This window comes from Caballeronia sp. GAFFF2 (assembly GCF_023631485.1).
In the GTDB taxonomy this organism is placed as follows: domain Bacteria; phylum Pseudomonadota; class Gammaproteobacteria; order Burkholderiales; family Burkholderiaceae; genus Caballeronia.
The window spans coordinates 114332-131416 of sequence record NZ_JALQDA010000012.1 but is presented as its reverse complement, the minus strand read 5'-3'; the positions used below and the strand labels follow the sequence as shown (position 1 = coordinate 131416).

Sequence of the window (17085 nt, the reverse complement as noted above, 5' to 3'; positions counted from 1 at the left end):
AGAGGAAACGTTCTAGTCAACAACGCGCTACCGTGCGCCGCGCAAGCCGGCTTCGAGCGTGGCGAAAGTGCGGGCGTCGGTGCGATCGAAATTGAGCGGCGTCACCGCAATGCGTCGGGCCGCCACGTTCGCCGTCTCGCTGTCGGGCGCATTCTCACGTGCGCCGCGTTGAAAGCGTAGCCAGTAGTAATCGAGACCGCGCGGGTCGACTTCCGCGATGACGTCGATACCTTCCACGAGCCCGACGCCTTGCCGCGTCACGGTAAGCGGACCGGCGGCTTCTGCATCGCAATCGGGGAAATTGACGTTGAGACACGTCGGCGCGTCGTGCGAGATGGCGAGCAACTGACGGATCACGCCGGGCGCGAGCGCGCTCGCCGTGTCCCAGCGCACGTTGTTGCGATCTGAAAACGTCTGGCTCAACGCGATGGACGGCAAGCCGAGCAGCAAGCCTGTCATGGCTGCGCCGACCGTGCCGGAGAACATGGTCTCGACACCAAGATTCGCACCGCGATTGATGCCAGAAAGCACGAGATCGGGCGGCGCATCTTTCATGAGATGGCGCGCGGCCATCACGACGCAGTCGCCGGGTGTGCCTTGCACGCCAAAGCGCCGTTCGCCCTGACGCGACACGCGCAACGGCGAATGAAGACTGATGGAGTGCGACGTGCCGCTCTGATCGTGCTCGGGTGCGATCACCCAGACTTCGTGCGCGATTTCGCGGGCGACGGCTTCGAGCACGGCAAGGCCGGGGGCGTCGATGCCGTCGTCGTTGGTGAGCAGCACACGTTGAACGATGGGTTCAGTAGCGGACATCGCGAATCACTCCTTGGTCGGTTGTGAATGGGATCAACCGATTATTACAGAGATTGCGACGCCGAATGAGTGTCGAGCGCGTGCCAAGCGCGTGCCAAGCGCGCGTCTTTAGCGAACGCCCAACCCACGCAATACGGCATTGCCGTCTTCGGTCAGCCGGACTTTCGGTGCGCCCGCTTCGGGGGACACGATTTCGACGTAGCCATATTCCTGCAACGAAGCGACATCCGGCGTCGCGGCCATGGCGTCGATCGGCGCGTGCAAAAGCAAAAGCAGCGTGGCGATTTCGTGATGGCTGAGCAGCCGTTTGATGGCCCGCACGGGCGCCGAAGCGGAAGCTAAACGGAGGTTCATGGACCGAACTCCTTGGTTGTTACATGACGATTCTGGGCGCCGGTGACATCCGGCAGCCGACGTTGATGTCGATGAAGTCCGGCAAGGTTAGAAGCCGATTCTTAGGCGAAACTTAAAATCAACCGATGCCGGGAAATCGCGCTCGTTACAGCGTGTGTCGTCAAGTCAGCGAGCACTTCAGAGCGCCGCCATCAGAAGCGATAGTCGGGATTTTTCGGGTCGAACGTCAGGTCGTCGAAGGGCTTGGGATCGATGCGTTCGAGCACGATGCTTTCGAACTGCTCGCCGTCGTTATCGAACGATTCGATGCTGCGCAAAAGCGGACGCGTCAGATCGAGACCGAGCACCTCGCGCTTGGCGTAGAAGTCGGGCTGGCCGCTCGGCGTATCGTAGGTGAGGGCGACGACGCGCACACCGTCGACGGTCCGCACATCGACGCTGGCCGGCCGCGTGATGCCCGCTTCGATGAAGCGGCGGCCTTCGTCGATGAAACGCTGCGTGATGGCGTCGATGCTGAGTTCGCGGATCGAATGATTCGACTGCGCGCGCGCAAAGGCGCCGTCGATCTTCGTCCACATGGGCACCACGCCGAACAGCCCGCCCAGATGCCCGTATAGCTCACGGGGACGCGTCGAATCGTCGTAGATGATCTCCTGGCCCGCATGCGCGCCGTCGGGCAGCCATTTCGCGTAGATGCGCAGCGGTTCGCGCGTCACGCGCACGAGCATGTGGTCGGCGCGCTTCGGCCATTTTCCCTTCACGCGTTCGCGCCGCCACATGGTGAATTCGCACGATGCAAAGCGGTGCGTGCCCGCGCTCAAGTAACGCGGCAGCGTGTGAGGATCGAGCGACTGGAAGAGGGTGACGAGTTGCTCGTCGTCGAGCGCCGCAAGCTCGCCGCTCGCCGCTGCGCCGGTCAGCCACGCAACCTGCTGATCGGCATCGAGCGTGGCGACGCGGTCCGCGGCAACCTGTGCGTACGCGTGCGATTCGAACAGCGCGAACATCGCGAGCAGCAGAAAACACAGGCTCGCACAGGCGAGCCGCCAGTTCGTGATGCGGCGCAATTGCACTGACGGCACTGGCGGCATGAGTTCTCCGATTGGACCAGTGATGCTACTCCTTAAGTTTCGCGCGTTCAGCGTCGCGTAATTCGCGTCGCAAAACCTTGCCGATGGTCGAAAGCGGCAGCGAATCCCGAAACTCCACGAACGCCGGCATCTTGTAGCCCGTCAGATGTAAACGGGCGAAGGCGAGGACTTCTTCCACGGTGAGCGTGGCGTCGCGCCGCACGACGAACACCTTCACGCGTTCGCCCGTCACCGCGTCGGGCACGCCGATAGCCGCCGCCGAATGTACTTTCGGATGCGCCGCGAGCACGTCCTCGATCTCGTTCGGATACACGTTGAACCCGGACACGATCATCATGTCCTTCTTGCGATCGACGATACGAACGAACCCGCGCGCGTCCATCACGCCGATGTCGCCGGTGGCGAGCCAGCCGTCCGCGCCGATAATCCGCGCGGTCTCGAGAGGCCGATTCCAGTAGCCTTTCATCACTTGCGGGCCCCACACGCAAAGCTCGCCGCGTTCGCCGATGTCGGCCCATACGCCGTCTTCGCGGCGCATGCGCACGAGCGTGGAAGGCACGGGCAGACCGATGCTGCCATCGAAAGCCATGTTGTCTTCGACACCGATGGGACTCGCGCACACGAGCGGCGAGCATTCGGTGAGCCCGTAACCCTCGGTGATCGACAGGCCCGTGAGCTTCGCGAAGCGTTCGGCGACGCCGCGTTGCGTGGCCATGCCGCCCGACATCGCAAGCTTGAGCGCGGAGAAGTCGCGCGCGCGGAATTCGTCGTTGTCGAGCAGCGCGTTGTAGAGCGTGTTGAGCGCGCTGATCGCGGTGAAGTTTTCACGGCGCAGCGCGCGCATGAACGTGCTGAGATCGCGTGGATTGGCGATCAGCACATTGCGCGCGCCGATGCCGAGGAACACGAGCGCATTCATCGTCAGCGAATAGATGTGATAGAGCGGCAGCGGCGTGACCACCGTTTCGGCGCCATCGACGAGCCTCGCGCGCGCCCACGCAAGCGCCTGCATCACGTTGGCGATGACATTGCGGTGCGTGAGCATCGCGCCCTTCGCCACGCCCGTGGTACCGCCGGTATATTGGATGAAGGCGATATCGCCGTGCCCGATGCGCACCGGCTCGAACTTGCGCCTGGCGCCGCGCGCGAGTGCCTGCCGCAAGCCGACCGCCTCGGGCAGCGAGTACGCGGGCACGCTCTTCTTGACGTGACGCAGAAAGAAATCGATTGCCTGACCCTTGAGGTTAAGGCCGTCGCCGAGCAAGTCGCCGAGCGTGCTCACGATCACATGGCGGATGCGCGTGCCGCGCTGCGCGTCCTGCAATGTTTTCGCGAAAGGCTCCGCGACGACGATGGTCTGCGCGCCGCAATCCTTCAACTGATACGCGAGTTCGCGCGCCGTATAGAGCGGATTCACGTTGACGACGATCGCGCCCGCCGCAAGCGCGCCGAAGAGCGTCACGGGATAGGGCAGCGAATTGGGCATCATGAGCGCGACGCGATCGCCGGGTTTGACGCCGAGCTCTTGCAAATACGAAGCGAACGCCAGCGCCTTGTCGCGCAGCGCACCGAACGTGAGTTCGGAGCCGAGGCTCACATAAGCGACGCGATCGCGAAAGCGCTCGACCGCTTGATCGAAGAAATGCGTGAGCGAACGGTAACGCGACGGATCGATATCGCGCGGCACGCCCGCCGGATACGAGGCATGCCAGATGCCATCCGTGCAATGCGGCTCGACAGCCCCGCGCGGCGATGCCGGTGCCGGACTCATGTTTAGTCTCCGTTGGCGCGGGTTATATGCGCCTTATGTTTGTCATGCTGCTTTGTGTTCTGCTGTGTGCTTCGTGCTCGCGTTGCGTCGGCTACGTGCGTTGAGGGCCGCGAGCGTCTCGCGGCTTCAGCGTTCCAGTATCGCGACGATGCCTTGTCCGCCCGCCGCGCAAATCGAGATCAGCCCGCGCGTGGGACGGCCATCGCCGCGAGCGGGCGCATGGCTCAACATCTTCGCGAGCGTGCCGACGATGCGTCCGCCTGTCGCCGCGAACGGATGCCCGGTCGCGAGCGAACTGCCGTTCACGTTCAGACGCGCGCGGTCGATGCCGCCTGGCGCCTGCCCGAGTCCGAGCACGGTTTCGCAATACTCTTGGTCTTCCCATGCGGCGAGCGTGCATAGCACCTGTGCGGCGAAGGCTTCGTGAATCTCGTAAAAGTCGAAGTCCTGCAAGGCGAGGCCGGCGCGCGAAAGCAGCGGCGGGACGGCGTGGACGGGCGCCATCAAGAGACCTTCGCGCTTGTCGAAGAAATCGACTGCCGCCGATGCCGACAAACTCAAGTACGCCTGCACCGGCAAGCCGCGTTCGGCGGCCCATTGTTCCGATGCGAGCAGCACGGCCGACGCGCCATCGGTGAGCGGCGTCGAGTTGCCGGCGGTGAGCGTGCCCGCATCGCGATCGAAGACAGGCTTCAGTTGCGCGAGCTGATCGAGCGAAAGCTCGGGCCGCAGCGTGTTGTCGCGCGTCTGGCCTTTGTACGGCGTCATCAGGTCGTTGAAGAAGCCGCGTTCATACGCCGCCGCGAGCTTGAGATGACTTTCCCGCGCGAGCGCGTCCTGCGCTTCGCGCGAAACCTTCCAGCGCTTGGCCATCAGTTCGCAATGCTCGCCCATCGAAAGACCGGTGCGCGGCTCGGCGTTACGCGGCAGCGTCGGCCTGAAGAACATGCCGGGCCGCAGCTTCGCGAGCGCGCCCACGCGCTGGCCCGCCGTCCGGCTGCGATTGGCTTCGAGCAAAATCTTGCGCATGCGCTCGTTCACGCCGATGGGCGCGTCCGACGCCGTATCCACGCCCCCTGCGATCCCCACGTCGATCTGTCCGAGCGCGATCTTGTTGGCGACCAGAATCACCGTTTCGAGGCCGGTGGCGCAGGCCTGCTGAACATCGTAGGCGGGCGTTTCCTTCGCCAGCGTGGTCGAGAGCGCGGCTTCGCGCGTGAGATTGAAATCGCGCGAATGCTTGACGACCGCGCCCGCCGCGATCTCGCCGAGACGCAGGCCGTGTAGATCATAACGATCGACGAGACCTTGCAGCGCGAAGGCCAGCATGTCCTGATTCGATGCCGTCGCGTAAGCCGTATTCGAACGCGCGAACGGAATCCGGTTGCTGCCAATGATCGCGACTCTGCGCCCGAGGTTCGAAGACGTGCTCATGGCAGCTCCCATTCGAACTCGCCGCGCAAATGCGGCCGGTCGCCGGCGAGATCGCGCACTTCGAAGGCGCGCGCGGTGGACGAGGGCGCCGCGCTCCACAGCGTCGCGTCGCCCGGAAGAAAGAGCGGCAGCTTGAAGTCGCTGTGCGCGTGACCGGATGCGAGCGTCTTCACCGGATGCAGCGCCGCGAGCGTGCGCGCAAGCGTCCACATGCCGTGCGCGATGGCGCGCTGAAAGCCGAACGCCTTCGCGCTCAACGCATGCAGGTGAATGGGATTGAAGTCGCCGGAAGCCTTCGCGTAGTCGCGGCCCAGTTGCGCGGGAAGCTGCCAGCGCGCTTCGCGTACGAGGAGCGGCGTACTGGTCTCGATGGCATCGGCAGCGGGCGCGGTGGCTTCGGTCTTCACGCCGCGTTTCAGATAGACGCTGTCGCCATCCCACACGGCCTCGCCGCGCCGGTAGATGCGCGTATGCAGCGTGAACGCCTGGCCTTTCGGATGCGGCACGAGCGGTCCGCATTCCACTTCGATCCGCAAGCCCTGACCCGCGAGCAGCGGCCGGCGAAGATGCACGCTGTTCGACAGATGCACGACGCCGAGCGCCGACCAGGGAAATGACGGATCGGTAAGCATCATCAGATGCAGCGGAAACGCGAGCACATGCGGGAACGTGAGCGGCACGCCGTGCTCGGGGATGAAGCCGCATACGCGCGCATACCGGCCGATATGTTCGGGGTCGAGCCGCACGTCGGGGCGAATCAGGCGTAGCGCGGGCAGATCGGTTGCGTGGCCGCGCCGGAATAGGCCCGGCAGCAAGCGGCCATAGAGCTTTGCAGGCGACGGCAGCGTATCGACGACGACGGTGCGCGGGCGGGGCATCGTGGAGACGTGCATCCGTCAGGCTCCGACGAGGCTCTGGCCGCAGACGCGCACCACCTGGCCGGTCACGCCCGCGCTGCCGGGACTCGCGAGCCATGCCACGGTTTCGGCGACATCGACCGGCAAGCCGCCCTGGCCCATCGAGTTGAGCCTTCGTCCGGCCTCGCGCACGCCGAATGGCATGCGCGCGGTCATTTGCGTTTCGATGAAGCCCGGCGCCACCGCGTTGATGGTAATGCCGCGTGCATGCAGTATCGGCGCCATGCTCTGCACGCGCCCGATCACGCCGGCTTTCGAGGTGGCGTAATTGGTCTGGCCGCGATTGCCCGCAATGCCGCTGATCGACGACACCGCGACGATGCGCCCGCCCGCGCCGATCACGCTCTGCGCGAGCAGGGCTTCGTCCATGCGTTCCTGCGCGAGCAGATTGATGTCGATCACGCTGTCCCACATCTCTGCGCTCATGCGCGCGATGGTCTTGTCGCGCGTGATGCCCGCGTTATGCACGACGATATCGATGCCGCCCGACGCCGCAAGCGCGGCCGCGAGTTCGGCGGGCGCTTCGGGCGATGCGATATCGGCATAGAGCGCGGTATGCGCGCCGTTAGAAGGCGACGCGTCTTCTATGCCGAGCATGGTCTGATCGAGCGCGTCGCGCGCGGCGGCCACGTCGAGCCCGGTAACGATGGCGCCGTGCGCCGCGAGCACCGCCGCAATCGATGCGCCGATGCCGCGCGCCGCGCCCGTCACGAGCGCGCGCTTTCCGGCGAGCGGCGCGGCCCAGTTCGCGGGCGAGGGCGCCGCGCCTTCGAGATGCACGGCTTGCCCCGACACATATGCCGAACGCGGCGACAAAAAGAAGCGCAGCGCGCCTTCGATGGAAGCCTGCGGACTCACGTGCAGCAGATTTGCCGTGCTGCCGTTGCGCGCTTCCTTGCCGAGCGAGCGCGTGAGACCTTCGAGCGCGCGCTGCGCGGTCGCCGCACGCGGATCGCTCAAAGCGCCGGGCGGGCGGCCGAGCACGACGATTCGGCCGCTTCTGGCAAGCGAGCGCAGCGCGTCGTGGAAGAAGGCGTAGAGCGCATGCAGTTCGCTGCTTTCGACAATGCCGGTGGCATCGAAGATCAGCGCCTGAACGCGGTTGGCGGGGCTGGAATCGGTGGCGCGCGCCTCGAAACGCCCGCTCATCGCGCCTTGACGGCTTGCCACGGCGAGCCATCCGGACGCGCTGTCATGCGCGATGCCCGTCATGCCGATGCCGGACAACACCGCGAGGAGGTCGTCGAACAGTGCCGGCGACGGTCCCGCGCCGATGGCCGCCATACCGCCGAACTCGGCTTCGCCTGCGCGCAGGCGGCGCAATGCTTCGGGGCGCGGCAGCCCGAGCGAGCGGGCGATGCTCGTGCCGAAGGGCGAATTGACGAAGTCGAGGTAGCGGTCTTTCATCGATTGGCGAGCGGTCGTCGGCAGCGTGGTGTGCTTCGAAATCAGGCGACCGTTTCGGGCATTTGTTGCTCGATCTCGGCGCTGCGCTTTTGCAATGCTTCGAGGATACCGAAGTCTGCGGAAAAATCATCGACTTTCACGGCTTCGCGCGCAAGCGATGCCCATTCTTTGAGCAGAGCCGCCTCGCTCGTATCGATCAATCCGAGCGCGGTCGCCTGCCGCGCCCACGCTTCGATCTCGTCCGGGCTTTGCGGCAGAGGAGCGGTCTTGCCGGATTTCACGGCGTCGCGCAGGCGCGCTTCGAGTGCGACGACGGCGGGCGTGAGCGCGAGCAATTTCTCGCCGACCGCGATCGGATCGTCCTCGAGCGCGGACACGTGCGAGCCTTCGACGAGGCGGCTGCGGGCATCGCCGGGCGTCTGCATCAGGAGCGCGACGTCGTTGCCGAGCGCGTCCGTGCTGGGTGCGTGCGGCAGGCCGAACGGGAACGCGAAGACGCGCAAGAAGGCTGCGGCGGCACGGTTCGGATAGTTGGCGAGCAAGCCGTCGAAGGCGAGCCGCGCCTGATACAGCGCGTCCTCCACGCCCCAGCGCACGAGCGGCAGGTCGCTTTCCGGGCGGCCGTCGTCCTCGAAGCGCTTGAGCGTCGCGGAGATCAGATAAAGCTGCGCGAGGATGTCGCCCAGGCGCGCGGACAGGCGCTCGCGACGCTTGAGCTCGCCGCCGAGCGCGAGCATCGAGATATCGGCGAAGAGGGCGAACGCGCTCGACAGTCGTGTCGCGGCGCGATAGTACGGGACGAGGCGCGCGTCGGCCTGTGCGGGTTTGCGGATCGACACGCCGCCGCCGAGCGCGTAGACGAGGCTGCGGATCGCGTTGGACGCGAGAAAGCTCGCATGACCGAAGAAGGCCGCGTCGAAGTCGGTGAGTGCGCGTTTTGCGTCGGGCTCGCGCGTGGCCGCCATCTCCTTGAGCACATACGGATGACAGCGAATCGCGCCCTGTCCGAAGATGATCAGGCAGCGCGTCAAAATGTTCGCGCCTTCGACGGTGATCGAGATCGGCATCTGCTGATACGCGCGCGCGAGAAAATTCGACGGCCCCATGCAGATGCCCTTGCCCGCGACCACGTCCATGCCGTCGTTGATCACTTTGCGCGCGCGCTCGGTGATGTGATATTTCGCGATCGCCGAAATCACCGAGGGCTTTTCGCCGAGATCGACGGCCTGTGCCGACAGGCGGCGCGCCGCATCCATCACGTACAGATTGCCGCCCATGCGGCCGAGCGCTTCCTGAATGCCCTCGAAGCGTCCGATTGACGTCCGGAACTGGCGGCGCGCGGCGGCATAGGCGCCGGTGCCGCGCACGGCGAGTTTGGCCATGCCGACATTCGACGACGGCAGCGAGATCGCGCGGCCCGCCGCGAGACATTCCATCAGCATGCGCCAGCCGCGTCCGACCTGTTCGCGTCCGCCGATAACCCATTCCATCGGGATGAAAACGTCTGTTCCCCAGTTCGGGCCGTTCTGGAACACGGCGTTGAGCGGCCAGTGACGTCTGCCGATATGCACGCCGGGATGCGTCGTCGGAATGAGCGCGCAGGTGATGCCGGGCGCTTCGTTGCCGCCGAGCAGACGTTCGGGATCGAGCGCGCGAAAGGCAAGGCCGAGCACGGTGGCGATCGGTCCGAGCGTGATGTAGCGCTTGTTCCAGGTGACGCGAAAGCCGAGCGTCTCGCGGCCTTCGTGCATCGCGCGGCAGACGACGCCGACATCGGGAATCGCAGCGGCGTCGGAGCCGGCATACGGACTCGTCAGCGCGAAGCAGGGGATTTCATCGCCGCGCGCGAGGCGTGGCAAGTAGTAGTTCTTCTGTTCTTCGGTGCCGTAATGCAGCAGCAATTCGGCGGGTCCGAGCGAGTTGGGCACCATCACCGAGACCGCCGCCGCCGACGAATGCGTCGACAGCTTCATGATGACTTGCGAGTGCGCGTAAGCGGAGAACGCCTTTCCGCCGTACTGCTTCGGAATGATCATGCCGAGAAAGCCCTTCTCCTTGATAAAGGCCCAGGCTTGCGGCGACAGATCCTGCCAGATCGTCGTGGTGTCCCAGTCGTTGGCGATGTCACAGAGATGGGCGCATTCGTTGTCGATGAAGCTTTGTTCTTCCGGCGTGAGTCTTGGCGCGCCGTGAGCGAGGAGCGAGTCCCAGTGCGGGCGGCCGGAAAAGAGTTCGGCGTCCCACCAGACCGTGCCCGCTTCGATGGCGTCGCGTTCGGTGGCCGACATCTGCGGCAGGATCTTTTGAAATACGCCCAGCACCCGCCGGCTGATGAGCACGCGGCGCAACGGCTTGATGGAGAGGAGAAGCGCCGGAAGCACGAAGACGATGGCCAGCAGCGCGGTGACTATCGGCCCGACGATGCCGGTGAACGCGCCCGCCGCAACCCAGATCGCGAGCGCCGCGAGCCAGGCGACGGCAGACGCTTGCACGAAGGTCAACGCGCCAGCGACAAGGAGGAAAGCGATGACGAAGAGGGCGAGCATCACGGGTCTCCGAAGCGGCGGTGGTTCGGAGGAGCAGCACGGGGCGTGCCGAATGCGTCGGCATCGCCCTCTAAAATAGCTTGTGGCGCCCGATGGTTCGCTTACGTCTGCGCCGCCACTTCCTCCGCCGAGCGCGTCATATCGATACCCCTACGCTCGCGGCTGAAGAAGATCAACGCGGCGATCACGACAGCGACGGTTCCCGCAACGATCGCCATTGCCGTGCCGTAGTCCTTGCCGTGTGCCTCGGCGATCGATGCCTGCATCGTCGCATTGACGGCCGCCAGCAGGTTGCCGAGCTGATAAACGAGCCCCGGAAACGTCGCGCGAATCTCATCCGGCGAAATCTCGTTCAGATGCACTGGAATCACGCCCCACGCGCCCTGCACGGAAATCTGCATGAGGAACGCGCCGATAGCGAGCATCACCGGGCCTGTCGAGAACGCCCATAAATACAGAACCGGCAACGCGATCAGCGCGGCGATGAAAATCGCCACGCGCCGTCCGATCTTCTCGGAAAGCGACCCGAAAAAGAGTCCGCCGACAATCGCGCCGATATTGAGCACGATGGTAATCAGCGAAACCGTGTGCGGGTCGAAATGATGCTGTTCGCGCAGGAAGGTCGGATACAGATCCTGCGTGCCATGCGAGAAAAAGTTGAACGCGGTCATCAGGACGATCGCGTAAAGCGAGAGCTTCCAGTTCTGCTTGAGCGTGGCGAGCAGACCCGGCCGCTTGCGCTTTTCGAGCGCGCGCCACGCGGGCGATTCCGGCACGTGCGCGCGCACATAGAGCACGAGCAGCGCGGGCGCGACGCCGACAAAGAACATCCCGCGCCAGCCGACGAACTGATAAAGCACGCCGAATACGATCGACGCGAGCAAGTAGCCGCTCGGATATCCCGCCTGCAGCAAGCCCGAGACGAAGCCGCGCGAGGAAGGCGGCACGGTTTCCATCGTCAGCGCGGAGCCGACGCCCCATTCGCCACCCATCGCGACGCCGAAGAGAAAGCGCAAGATCAGCAAAGTCGTGAGATTCGGCGATAAACCCGAGAGCAATTCGAGCAGCGAATAAATCGCGATGTTGATCATCAATGTCGGACGGCGGCCGAATTTGTCCGCAAGCCGCCCGAAGATCAACGCGCCAAGCGGACGTGCCGCCAGCGTAAGCGTAATGGCAAAGGCCACCTTGGGAATGCCGGTATTAAATTCGGCGGCGATGTCCTTCAATATGAAGACCATCAGAAAGAAGTCGAATGCGTCGAGTGTCCAGCCCAGGTAAGCCGCAATCGTTACGTTTCGTTGTTCGCGCGTCCAACTCATTGCCGTGGTCTCCGTTCGATTAATTGATTGGCTTGCCTGGCGAGCGGCGAGGCCGGACAGGCACGGCCGCAGGCAAGCTGAGTGTACGCCCGTGTTTAATTAGCTGCAGGAGGTCAAGAAAGCGCGTGGCACGAATAAGCGCGATTAAATCGTGATCGTAAGCGCGAATGATTCGAATCGATTCGATTCAACAGAAGATCGAATAGACGACGTAAGAAAATTGAATAGGATTTGAAAAGAAAAGGCGCGGAAACAAAAAACCCCACGCGTTGATTCGTGGGGTTGTTTGCAAAACGCTGAAAGAGACCTTGGTGCCCAGGAGAGGACTCGAACCTCCACGGTGTTGCCACCGCTAGGACCTGAACCTAGTGCGTCTACCAATTCCGCCACCTGGGCCAAGGGGTACAGCGAGCCCGCTATTCTAGCGGTAACGGTCGCCGTGTCAACCAACTGCGCTTTTATGGAGCGCCGCCGGAAGCAGGACTTCCGCATAAAAAGAAAAAGCCACCCGAAGGTGGCTTTTTCAAACATCTTGGTGCCCAAGAGAGGACTCGAACCTCCACGGTGTTGCCACCGCTAGGACCTGAACCTAGTGCGTCTACCAATTCCGCCACCTGGGCAAGGGTGCGTGTACTGCGTTTTGTGCTTCGTGAGCAGCAAAGAACGCCATTATATCGACCGGATTGCGTCTGTCAAGCATTTCCATTCGACGATTCGCAGCGCGAGCGTGATCCTCGCCGCGGCATGCTCAAGCGCCTGCGAGCCTCATGAGGGCCCGAATACGGGTGTTAGAATGATCCGCAACGATGCCCGCCACTGAAGGCTGCAAAGTTCCGCGAAAGTCCATCTAAACGAGAAGAAAGACGATCAAGCCCTTGAGCAAATATCCGTATCCGATTCCCAGCCGCGAAGAGATTCTCGGCGTGCTGCGCACGAGCGAGACTCCGCATGCCGCGAACGACATCGCCGAGGCATTGTCGATCAAGCGCCAGGAGCGCGAAGGATTTTTCAAGCGACTGGCGGCCATGGAACGCGACGGGCAAATCCGCCTCGACAAGCGCGGTCACTACCAGCTCACGCATCCTTCGAACTTCGTTGCAGGCCGCGTGCAAGGTCATCGCGATGGCTTCGGCTTCCTGATCCGCGACGACGGCCAGGACGATCTCTTCCTTCCCAACGGCGAAATGCAGAAGGTCATGCACAATGACCGCGTGCTTGCGCGCATCGTCGGCTTCGACCGGCGCGGCCGGCCGGAAGGGCATATCGTCGAGGTCACGGACCGCGCGAACAAGCGCATCATCGGTAGGCTCATCAACGAGAATGGCGCGTTGATTCTCGTGCCGGAAGACAAGCGCATCGGTCACGACATTCTCATCACGCAGAACCCGAAGAAGGCGAAGGTCGGGCAAGTGGTGTCCGTCGATCTCACCGATTTCCCGAGCCGTCATTCGCAGCCGCTCGGCCGCGTGGCCGAAGTGATCGGCGATATCGACGATCCCGGCATGGAGATCGAGATCGCCGTGCGCAAGTACGGTGTGCCGCACGAATTCAGCGACGCCGCGCTTGCCGCCGCCGCGAAGCTGCCCGACGAAGTGCGTCCGGTGGACATACGCCATCGCGTGGACTTGCGCGATGTGCCGCTCGTCACGATCGACGGCGAAGACGCCCGCGACTTCGACGATGCCGTGTATTGCGAGCCCATCTCCGTGGGCCGCGGTTCGGGCTTCCGGCTGCTCGTGGCGATTGCGGACGTGTCGCATTACGTGCGCCCGAACGAAGCACTCGATGTCGACGCGCTCGACCGCAGCACGTCGGTGTACTTTCCGCGTCGCGTGATCCCGATGCTGCCGGAAAAGCTCTCGAACGGCTTGTGTTCGCTGAACCCGGACGTCGACCGTTGCGTGCTCGTGTGCGACATGGTCATCACCGCGCGCGGCGAAATCAAGGCATATCAGTTTTATCCTGGCGTGATGCATTCGGCCGCGCGTCTCACCTACACCGAAGTCGCCGCGGTGCTCACGAACACCAAGGGACCGGAAGCCGCGCGCCGCGCCGAGATCCTGCCGCAATTGCAGGATCTCTACGGCGTCTACAAGGCGCTGCACGCCGCGCGTCAGAAGCGCGGCGCAATCGATTTTGACACCACCGAGACGTATATCGTCGTCAACTCGCAGGGCAAGATCGAGCAGATCGTGCCGCGTCATCGTAACGACGCGCATCGGCTGATCGAGGAATGCATGCTGGCGGCCAACGTCTGCGCGGCGGACTTTTTGAAGCGCAACAAGCATCCGGGCCTCTACCGCGTGCATGCGGGACCGACCGAGGAGAAGCTCGAAAACCTGCGCACGTTCCTGCGTGGCGTCGGTCTCACGCTGACGGGCGGCGCGAAGCCTCACGCGAGCGATTACGCCGCGCTGATCGCGCAGATCCGCGACCGGCCCGACGCGCAGATGCTCCAGTCGATGGTGCTGCGCTCCATGCAGCAAGCGGTGTATAGCCCGGACAACATCGGTCACTTCGGGTTGGCTTACGAGGCGTACGCGCACTTCACGAGCCCGATTCGCCGCTATCCCGACTTGCTCACGCATCGCGCCATTTACGCCATTTTGCAGGGCAAGAAGTATCTGCCCGAAGTGGGTCACGACACATCGCTCAGCACCGGCCTCACGAAAGCCGCGCGCGAGATGCAGAAGAACGACGATCAGTCCCGCGGCCGTTCGCGCAACAACGTCGCGATTTGGGAAGAACTCGGGCTGCATTGTTCGTCGAACGAACGTCGCGCCGATGAAGCCTCTCGCGATGTCGAAGCCTGGCTCAAGTGCTATTTCATGCGCGACAAGCTCGGCGAGGAATACGGCGGCATGGTGAACGGCGTGACGTCGTTCGGCATCTTCGTGCAACTCGATTCGCTGTTTATCGAAGGGCTCGTGCATATCACCGAACTGGGCTCGGATTACTTCCAGTACGACGAGATCAAGAACGAACTGCGCGGCGAACGCACGGGTATCCGGTATCGCATGTCGGATCGTGTGCGCGTGCAGGTGGGCCGCGTCGATCTCGATGCGCGCAAGATCGACTTCCGTCTCGTGCGCGACACGCCGGTGAAACCGCCGGCGCCGCGTCCGTCCGCGAATGCGGGCGCCGAGCATGCATCGGGCGGCGATGCGGGCGGTCCGCGCATCCGCGCTTTCGACGACGACGTCACCGGCACGCGTGCGCGTGGCGGCACGAAGAAGGGCGCGGCGGTGGCGTCGGCCACGCGCGGTGGCGCGGCCAGAAAGCGTGGCGTGGCGTCGAAGTCATCGGCGCAGGGCAGGCCGGCGCGCAAGAAACGATAAGACGCGCTTCAGGGCGCTAGCTGGCAATCGCGCGGTCCGACGCCACGAGCTTCGGACCGCGTCATGCTTTTATGGATTTCACGAAGGTTTGGATCAGTCATGTCACGTCTCAAGGTTCTATACGGTTTTCACGCAGTGACCGCGCGTTTGCGTGCGGATGCATCGTCGATCGAAGAGGTCTTGTACGACCCTTCGCGCAAGGACCGGCGCATGCAGGATTTTCTGCGGACCGCGAAGGAAGCGGGCGTTCGCCTGATCGCAGCCGAGGAATCGCGCTTGTTCGGGCTCGCGGGCACCATTCAGCATCAGGGCGTGGTGGCGCGCGGGCAAGACTTGCCGCTCGCGCAGAATCTGGCCGAATTGCTCGATGGCGTGACCGGCACGCCGCTTCTGCTGGTGCTCGATGGCGTCACCGATCCGCATAATCTCGGCGCGTGTCTGCGTGTCGCCGATGCGGCGGGCGCGCATGCCGTGATCGCGCCGCGCGACCGTTCCGCCGGGCTGAACGCAACGGCGGCGAAGGTGGCGAGCGGCGCGGCGGACAGCGTGCCCTACATCACCGTGACGAATCTGGCGCGCGCGCTGCGCGAATTGAAGGATGCGGGCGTGTGGGTGATCGGCACGGCGGGCGAAGCGTCAGCGAGTCTCTTTGAAACGAAGCTGGACGGCCCGGTGGCTATTGTGGTGGGCGCGGAAGGCGAAGGCATGCGCCGTCTCACGCGCGAGACGTGCGACGAGATCATGAATATCCCGATGGCCGGCGCGGTGGAAAGTCTCAATGTGTCCGTGGCGAGCGGGGTTTGTTTATTCGAGGCCGTGCGGCAGAGAAGTGTGAAGAAGTAACGTGCCAATGTTGTCCCGCCTGACCGCCCTGATCTGCGCCTGTGCGCTCACCGCCTGCACCACCACCATGATCGACCGCGGCACCTACCTCGCCGACACTCAGCACCGCGCAAAAGGCGCCGACTCTCGCGTGCGCTTTCTCGTCATGCACTACACCGAGATCGACGAAGCGAAGTCTCTCTCGGTCCTGACCGGCGATCAGGTGAGCGTGCATTACGTCGTCCCCGATGCCCCGCGTATCGAACGAGGCGAGCCGGTCGTCTATCAACTCGTGCCGGAAGACCAGCGCGCGTGGCACGCCGGGCTGAGTTACTGGCAAGGCGCGACGGAACTCAACGCTTCGTCCATCGGGATCGAGAACGTGAATCTCGGGCCCATCGACACGCCGTCCGGCCGCGGATGGCAACCTTATCCGCCCGCGCAGATCGACGCGCTCATCGAGCTGTCGCGCGATATCGTCACGCGCTATCGCATTCCGCCGACGCGCGTCGTCGGCCATAGCGATATCGCACCGCAACGCAAGATCGATCCCGGTCCGCTTTTTCCGTGGCACACGCTTTACCAGGTGGGCATCGGCGCATGGCCCGACGATGCCACGGTCGCCGCGCATCTCGCCGGCCGTGCGCCGAAGGCGCCCACGGATGTCCGCGCGCTTCAGGAAAAGCTCAAACGTTACGGCTACGATGTCGCCACCGACGGTGTCCTCGACGAAAAAACGCGCCGCGTCTTCGGCGCGTTCCAGATGCACTTTCGCCCGTCGGACTATGCGGGCGACGCGGATGCCGAAAGCGACGCCATCGCGTCCGCGCTCATCGACAAATATCTGCCCTGACATGAGCGACTACTTTCTGCCGCTTCGCGCGCTCCATATGACCTGCGCGGGACTGAGCATCGCCGGTTTCTTGCTGCGCTGGATCTGGATGCTCGCGGATTCGCGTCTCTTGCAAAAGCGCGCGGTAAAAATCGTCCCGCACATCGTCGATACCGTGCTGCTCATCTCGGCCATCGCGCTCGTCGTCATCATCGGCTTCGACGCGAATGCCGCGTGGCTCGCAGCGAAGATCGCGGGCCTCGTCGTCTATATCGTGCTCGGGACGTTTGCGCTCAAACGCGGCCGCACCAAAACCTCGCGGGCAATCTTCGGCGTGCTCGCCATCGTCGTCTTCGCGTTCATCGCTTCGGTGGCGCGCACGCACGATCCGCTCGGTTTCCTGCACGCGTTCGCTTAGCGGAGCAAGATGCTCCC

Annotated in this window: 13 protein-coding genes and 2 tRNA genes; 4 read left to right on the top strand and 11 right to left on the bottom strand. The window is 63.9% G+C overall.

The window, feature by feature from the left end; all coding sequences use genetic code 11:
• Positions 1-27 precede the first annotated feature (27 nt).
• From surE to NCT04_RS08670, 11 genes are all read right to left on the bottom strand, one after another.
• Positions 28-816, bottom strand: a complete 789-nt coding sequence (gene surE / locus NCT04_RS08720; RefSeq protein ID WP_250465029.1) for a 5'/3'-nucleotidase SurE — start codon at positions 814-816, stop codon at positions 28-30.
• 108 nt (positions 817-924) lie between these two features.
• Positions 925-1170: a hypothetical protein gene (locus tag NCT04_RS08715; RefSeq protein ID WP_244825389.1), complete on the bottom strand. Its 246-nt coding sequence runs from the start codon at positions 1168-1170 to the stop codon at positions 925-927.
• 191 nt (positions 1171-1361) lie between these two features.
• The gene (locus tag NCT04_RS08710; RefSeq protein WP_250465027.1) at positions 1362-2261 is read right to left on the bottom strand and encodes a DUF1571 domain-containing protein; all 900 of its coding nucleotides are present in this window, start codon (positions 2259-2261) and stop codon (positions 1362-1364) included.
• 25 nt (positions 2262-2286) lie between these two features.
• Complete coding sequence (locus NCT04_RS08705) at positions 2287-4032, bottom strand: AMP-binding protein (RefSeq protein ID WP_250465025.1); 1746 nt, start codon at positions 4030-4032, stop codon at positions 2287-2289.
• 126 nt (positions 4033-4158) lie between these two features.
• Positions 4159-5466, bottom strand: a complete 1308-nt coding sequence (locus NCT04_RS08700; protein WP_250465023.1) for an acetyl-CoA C-acetyltransferase — start codon at positions 5464-5466, stop codon at positions 4159-4161.
• Positions 5463-6359 carry a MaoC/PaaZ C-terminal domain-containing protein gene (locus tag NCT04_RS08695; protein ID WP_250465021.1) on the bottom strand — a complete coding sequence of 299 codons (897 nt, stop codon included), beginning with the start codon at positions 6357-6359 and terminating at the stop codon, positions 5463-5465. The genes NCT04_RS08700 and NCT04_RS08695 overlap by 4 nt, the downstream gene beginning before the upstream one ends.
• Positions 6360-6362: 3 nt before the next feature.
• The gene (locus NCT04_RS08690) at positions 6363-7790 is read right to left on the bottom strand and encodes a 3-oxoacyl-ACP reductase (RefSeq protein WP_250465019.1); all 1428 of its coding nucleotides are present in this window, start codon (positions 7788-7790) and stop codon (positions 6363-6365) included.
• Between the two features lie 41 nt (positions 7791-7831).
• On the bottom strand, positions 7832-10336 hold the full coding sequence (locus tag NCT04_RS08685; RefSeq protein WP_250465017.1) for an acyl-CoA dehydrogenase: 2505 nt from the start codon (positions 10334-10336) through the stop codon (positions 7832-7834).
• Between the two features lie 101 nt (positions 10337-10437).
• Positions 10438-11658: an MFS transporter gene (locus NCT04_RS08680; RefSeq protein ID WP_244825382.1), complete on the bottom strand. Its 1221-nt coding sequence runs from the start codon at positions 11656-11658 to the stop codon at positions 10438-10440.
• A gap of 309 nt (positions 11659-11967) precedes the next feature.
• Positions 11968-12054, bottom strand: a tRNA-Leu gene (locus NCT04_RS08675).
• Positions 12055-12191: 137 nt separating this feature from the next.
• Positions 12192-12278, bottom strand: a tRNA-Leu gene (locus NCT04_RS08670).
• Positions 12279-12533: 255 nt separating this feature from the next.
• On the opposite strand from NCT04_RS08670, the gene rnr reads away from it, so the two are divergent.
• The 4 genes from rnr (at position 12534) to NCT04_RS08650 (ending at position 17068) form a co-directional block, all read left to right on the top strand.
• Positions 12534-14996 (top strand): ribonuclease R, encoded by a 2463-nt coding sequence (gene rnr / locus NCT04_RS08665; protein ID WP_250465015.1) that lies wholly within the window; start codon positions 12534-12536, stop codon positions 14994-14996.
• A 99-nt stretch (positions 14997-15095) separates the two neighbouring features.
• Positions 15096-15839 carry a 23S rRNA (guanosine(2251)-2'-O)-methyltransferase RlmB gene (gene rlmB, locus NCT04_RS08660; protein ID WP_244825380.1) on the top strand — a complete coding sequence of 248 codons (744 nt, stop codon included), beginning with the start codon at positions 15096-15098 and terminating at the stop codon, positions 15837-15839.
• Positions 15840-15846: 7 nt separating this feature from the next.
• The gene (locus NCT04_RS08655; protein ID WP_250465068.1) at positions 15847-16671 is read left to right on the top strand and encodes an N-acetylmuramoyl-L-alanine amidase; all 825 of its coding nucleotides are present in this window, start codon (positions 15847-15849) and stop codon (positions 16669-16671) included.
• Between the two features lies 1 nt (position 16672).
• Positions 16673-17068 carry a SirB2 family protein gene (locus NCT04_RS08650; RefSeq protein ID WP_250465014.1) on the top strand — a complete coding sequence of 132 codons (396 nt, stop codon included), beginning with the start codon at positions 16673-16675 and terminating at the stop codon, positions 17066-17068.
• Positions 17069-17085 lie beyond the last annotated feature (17 nt).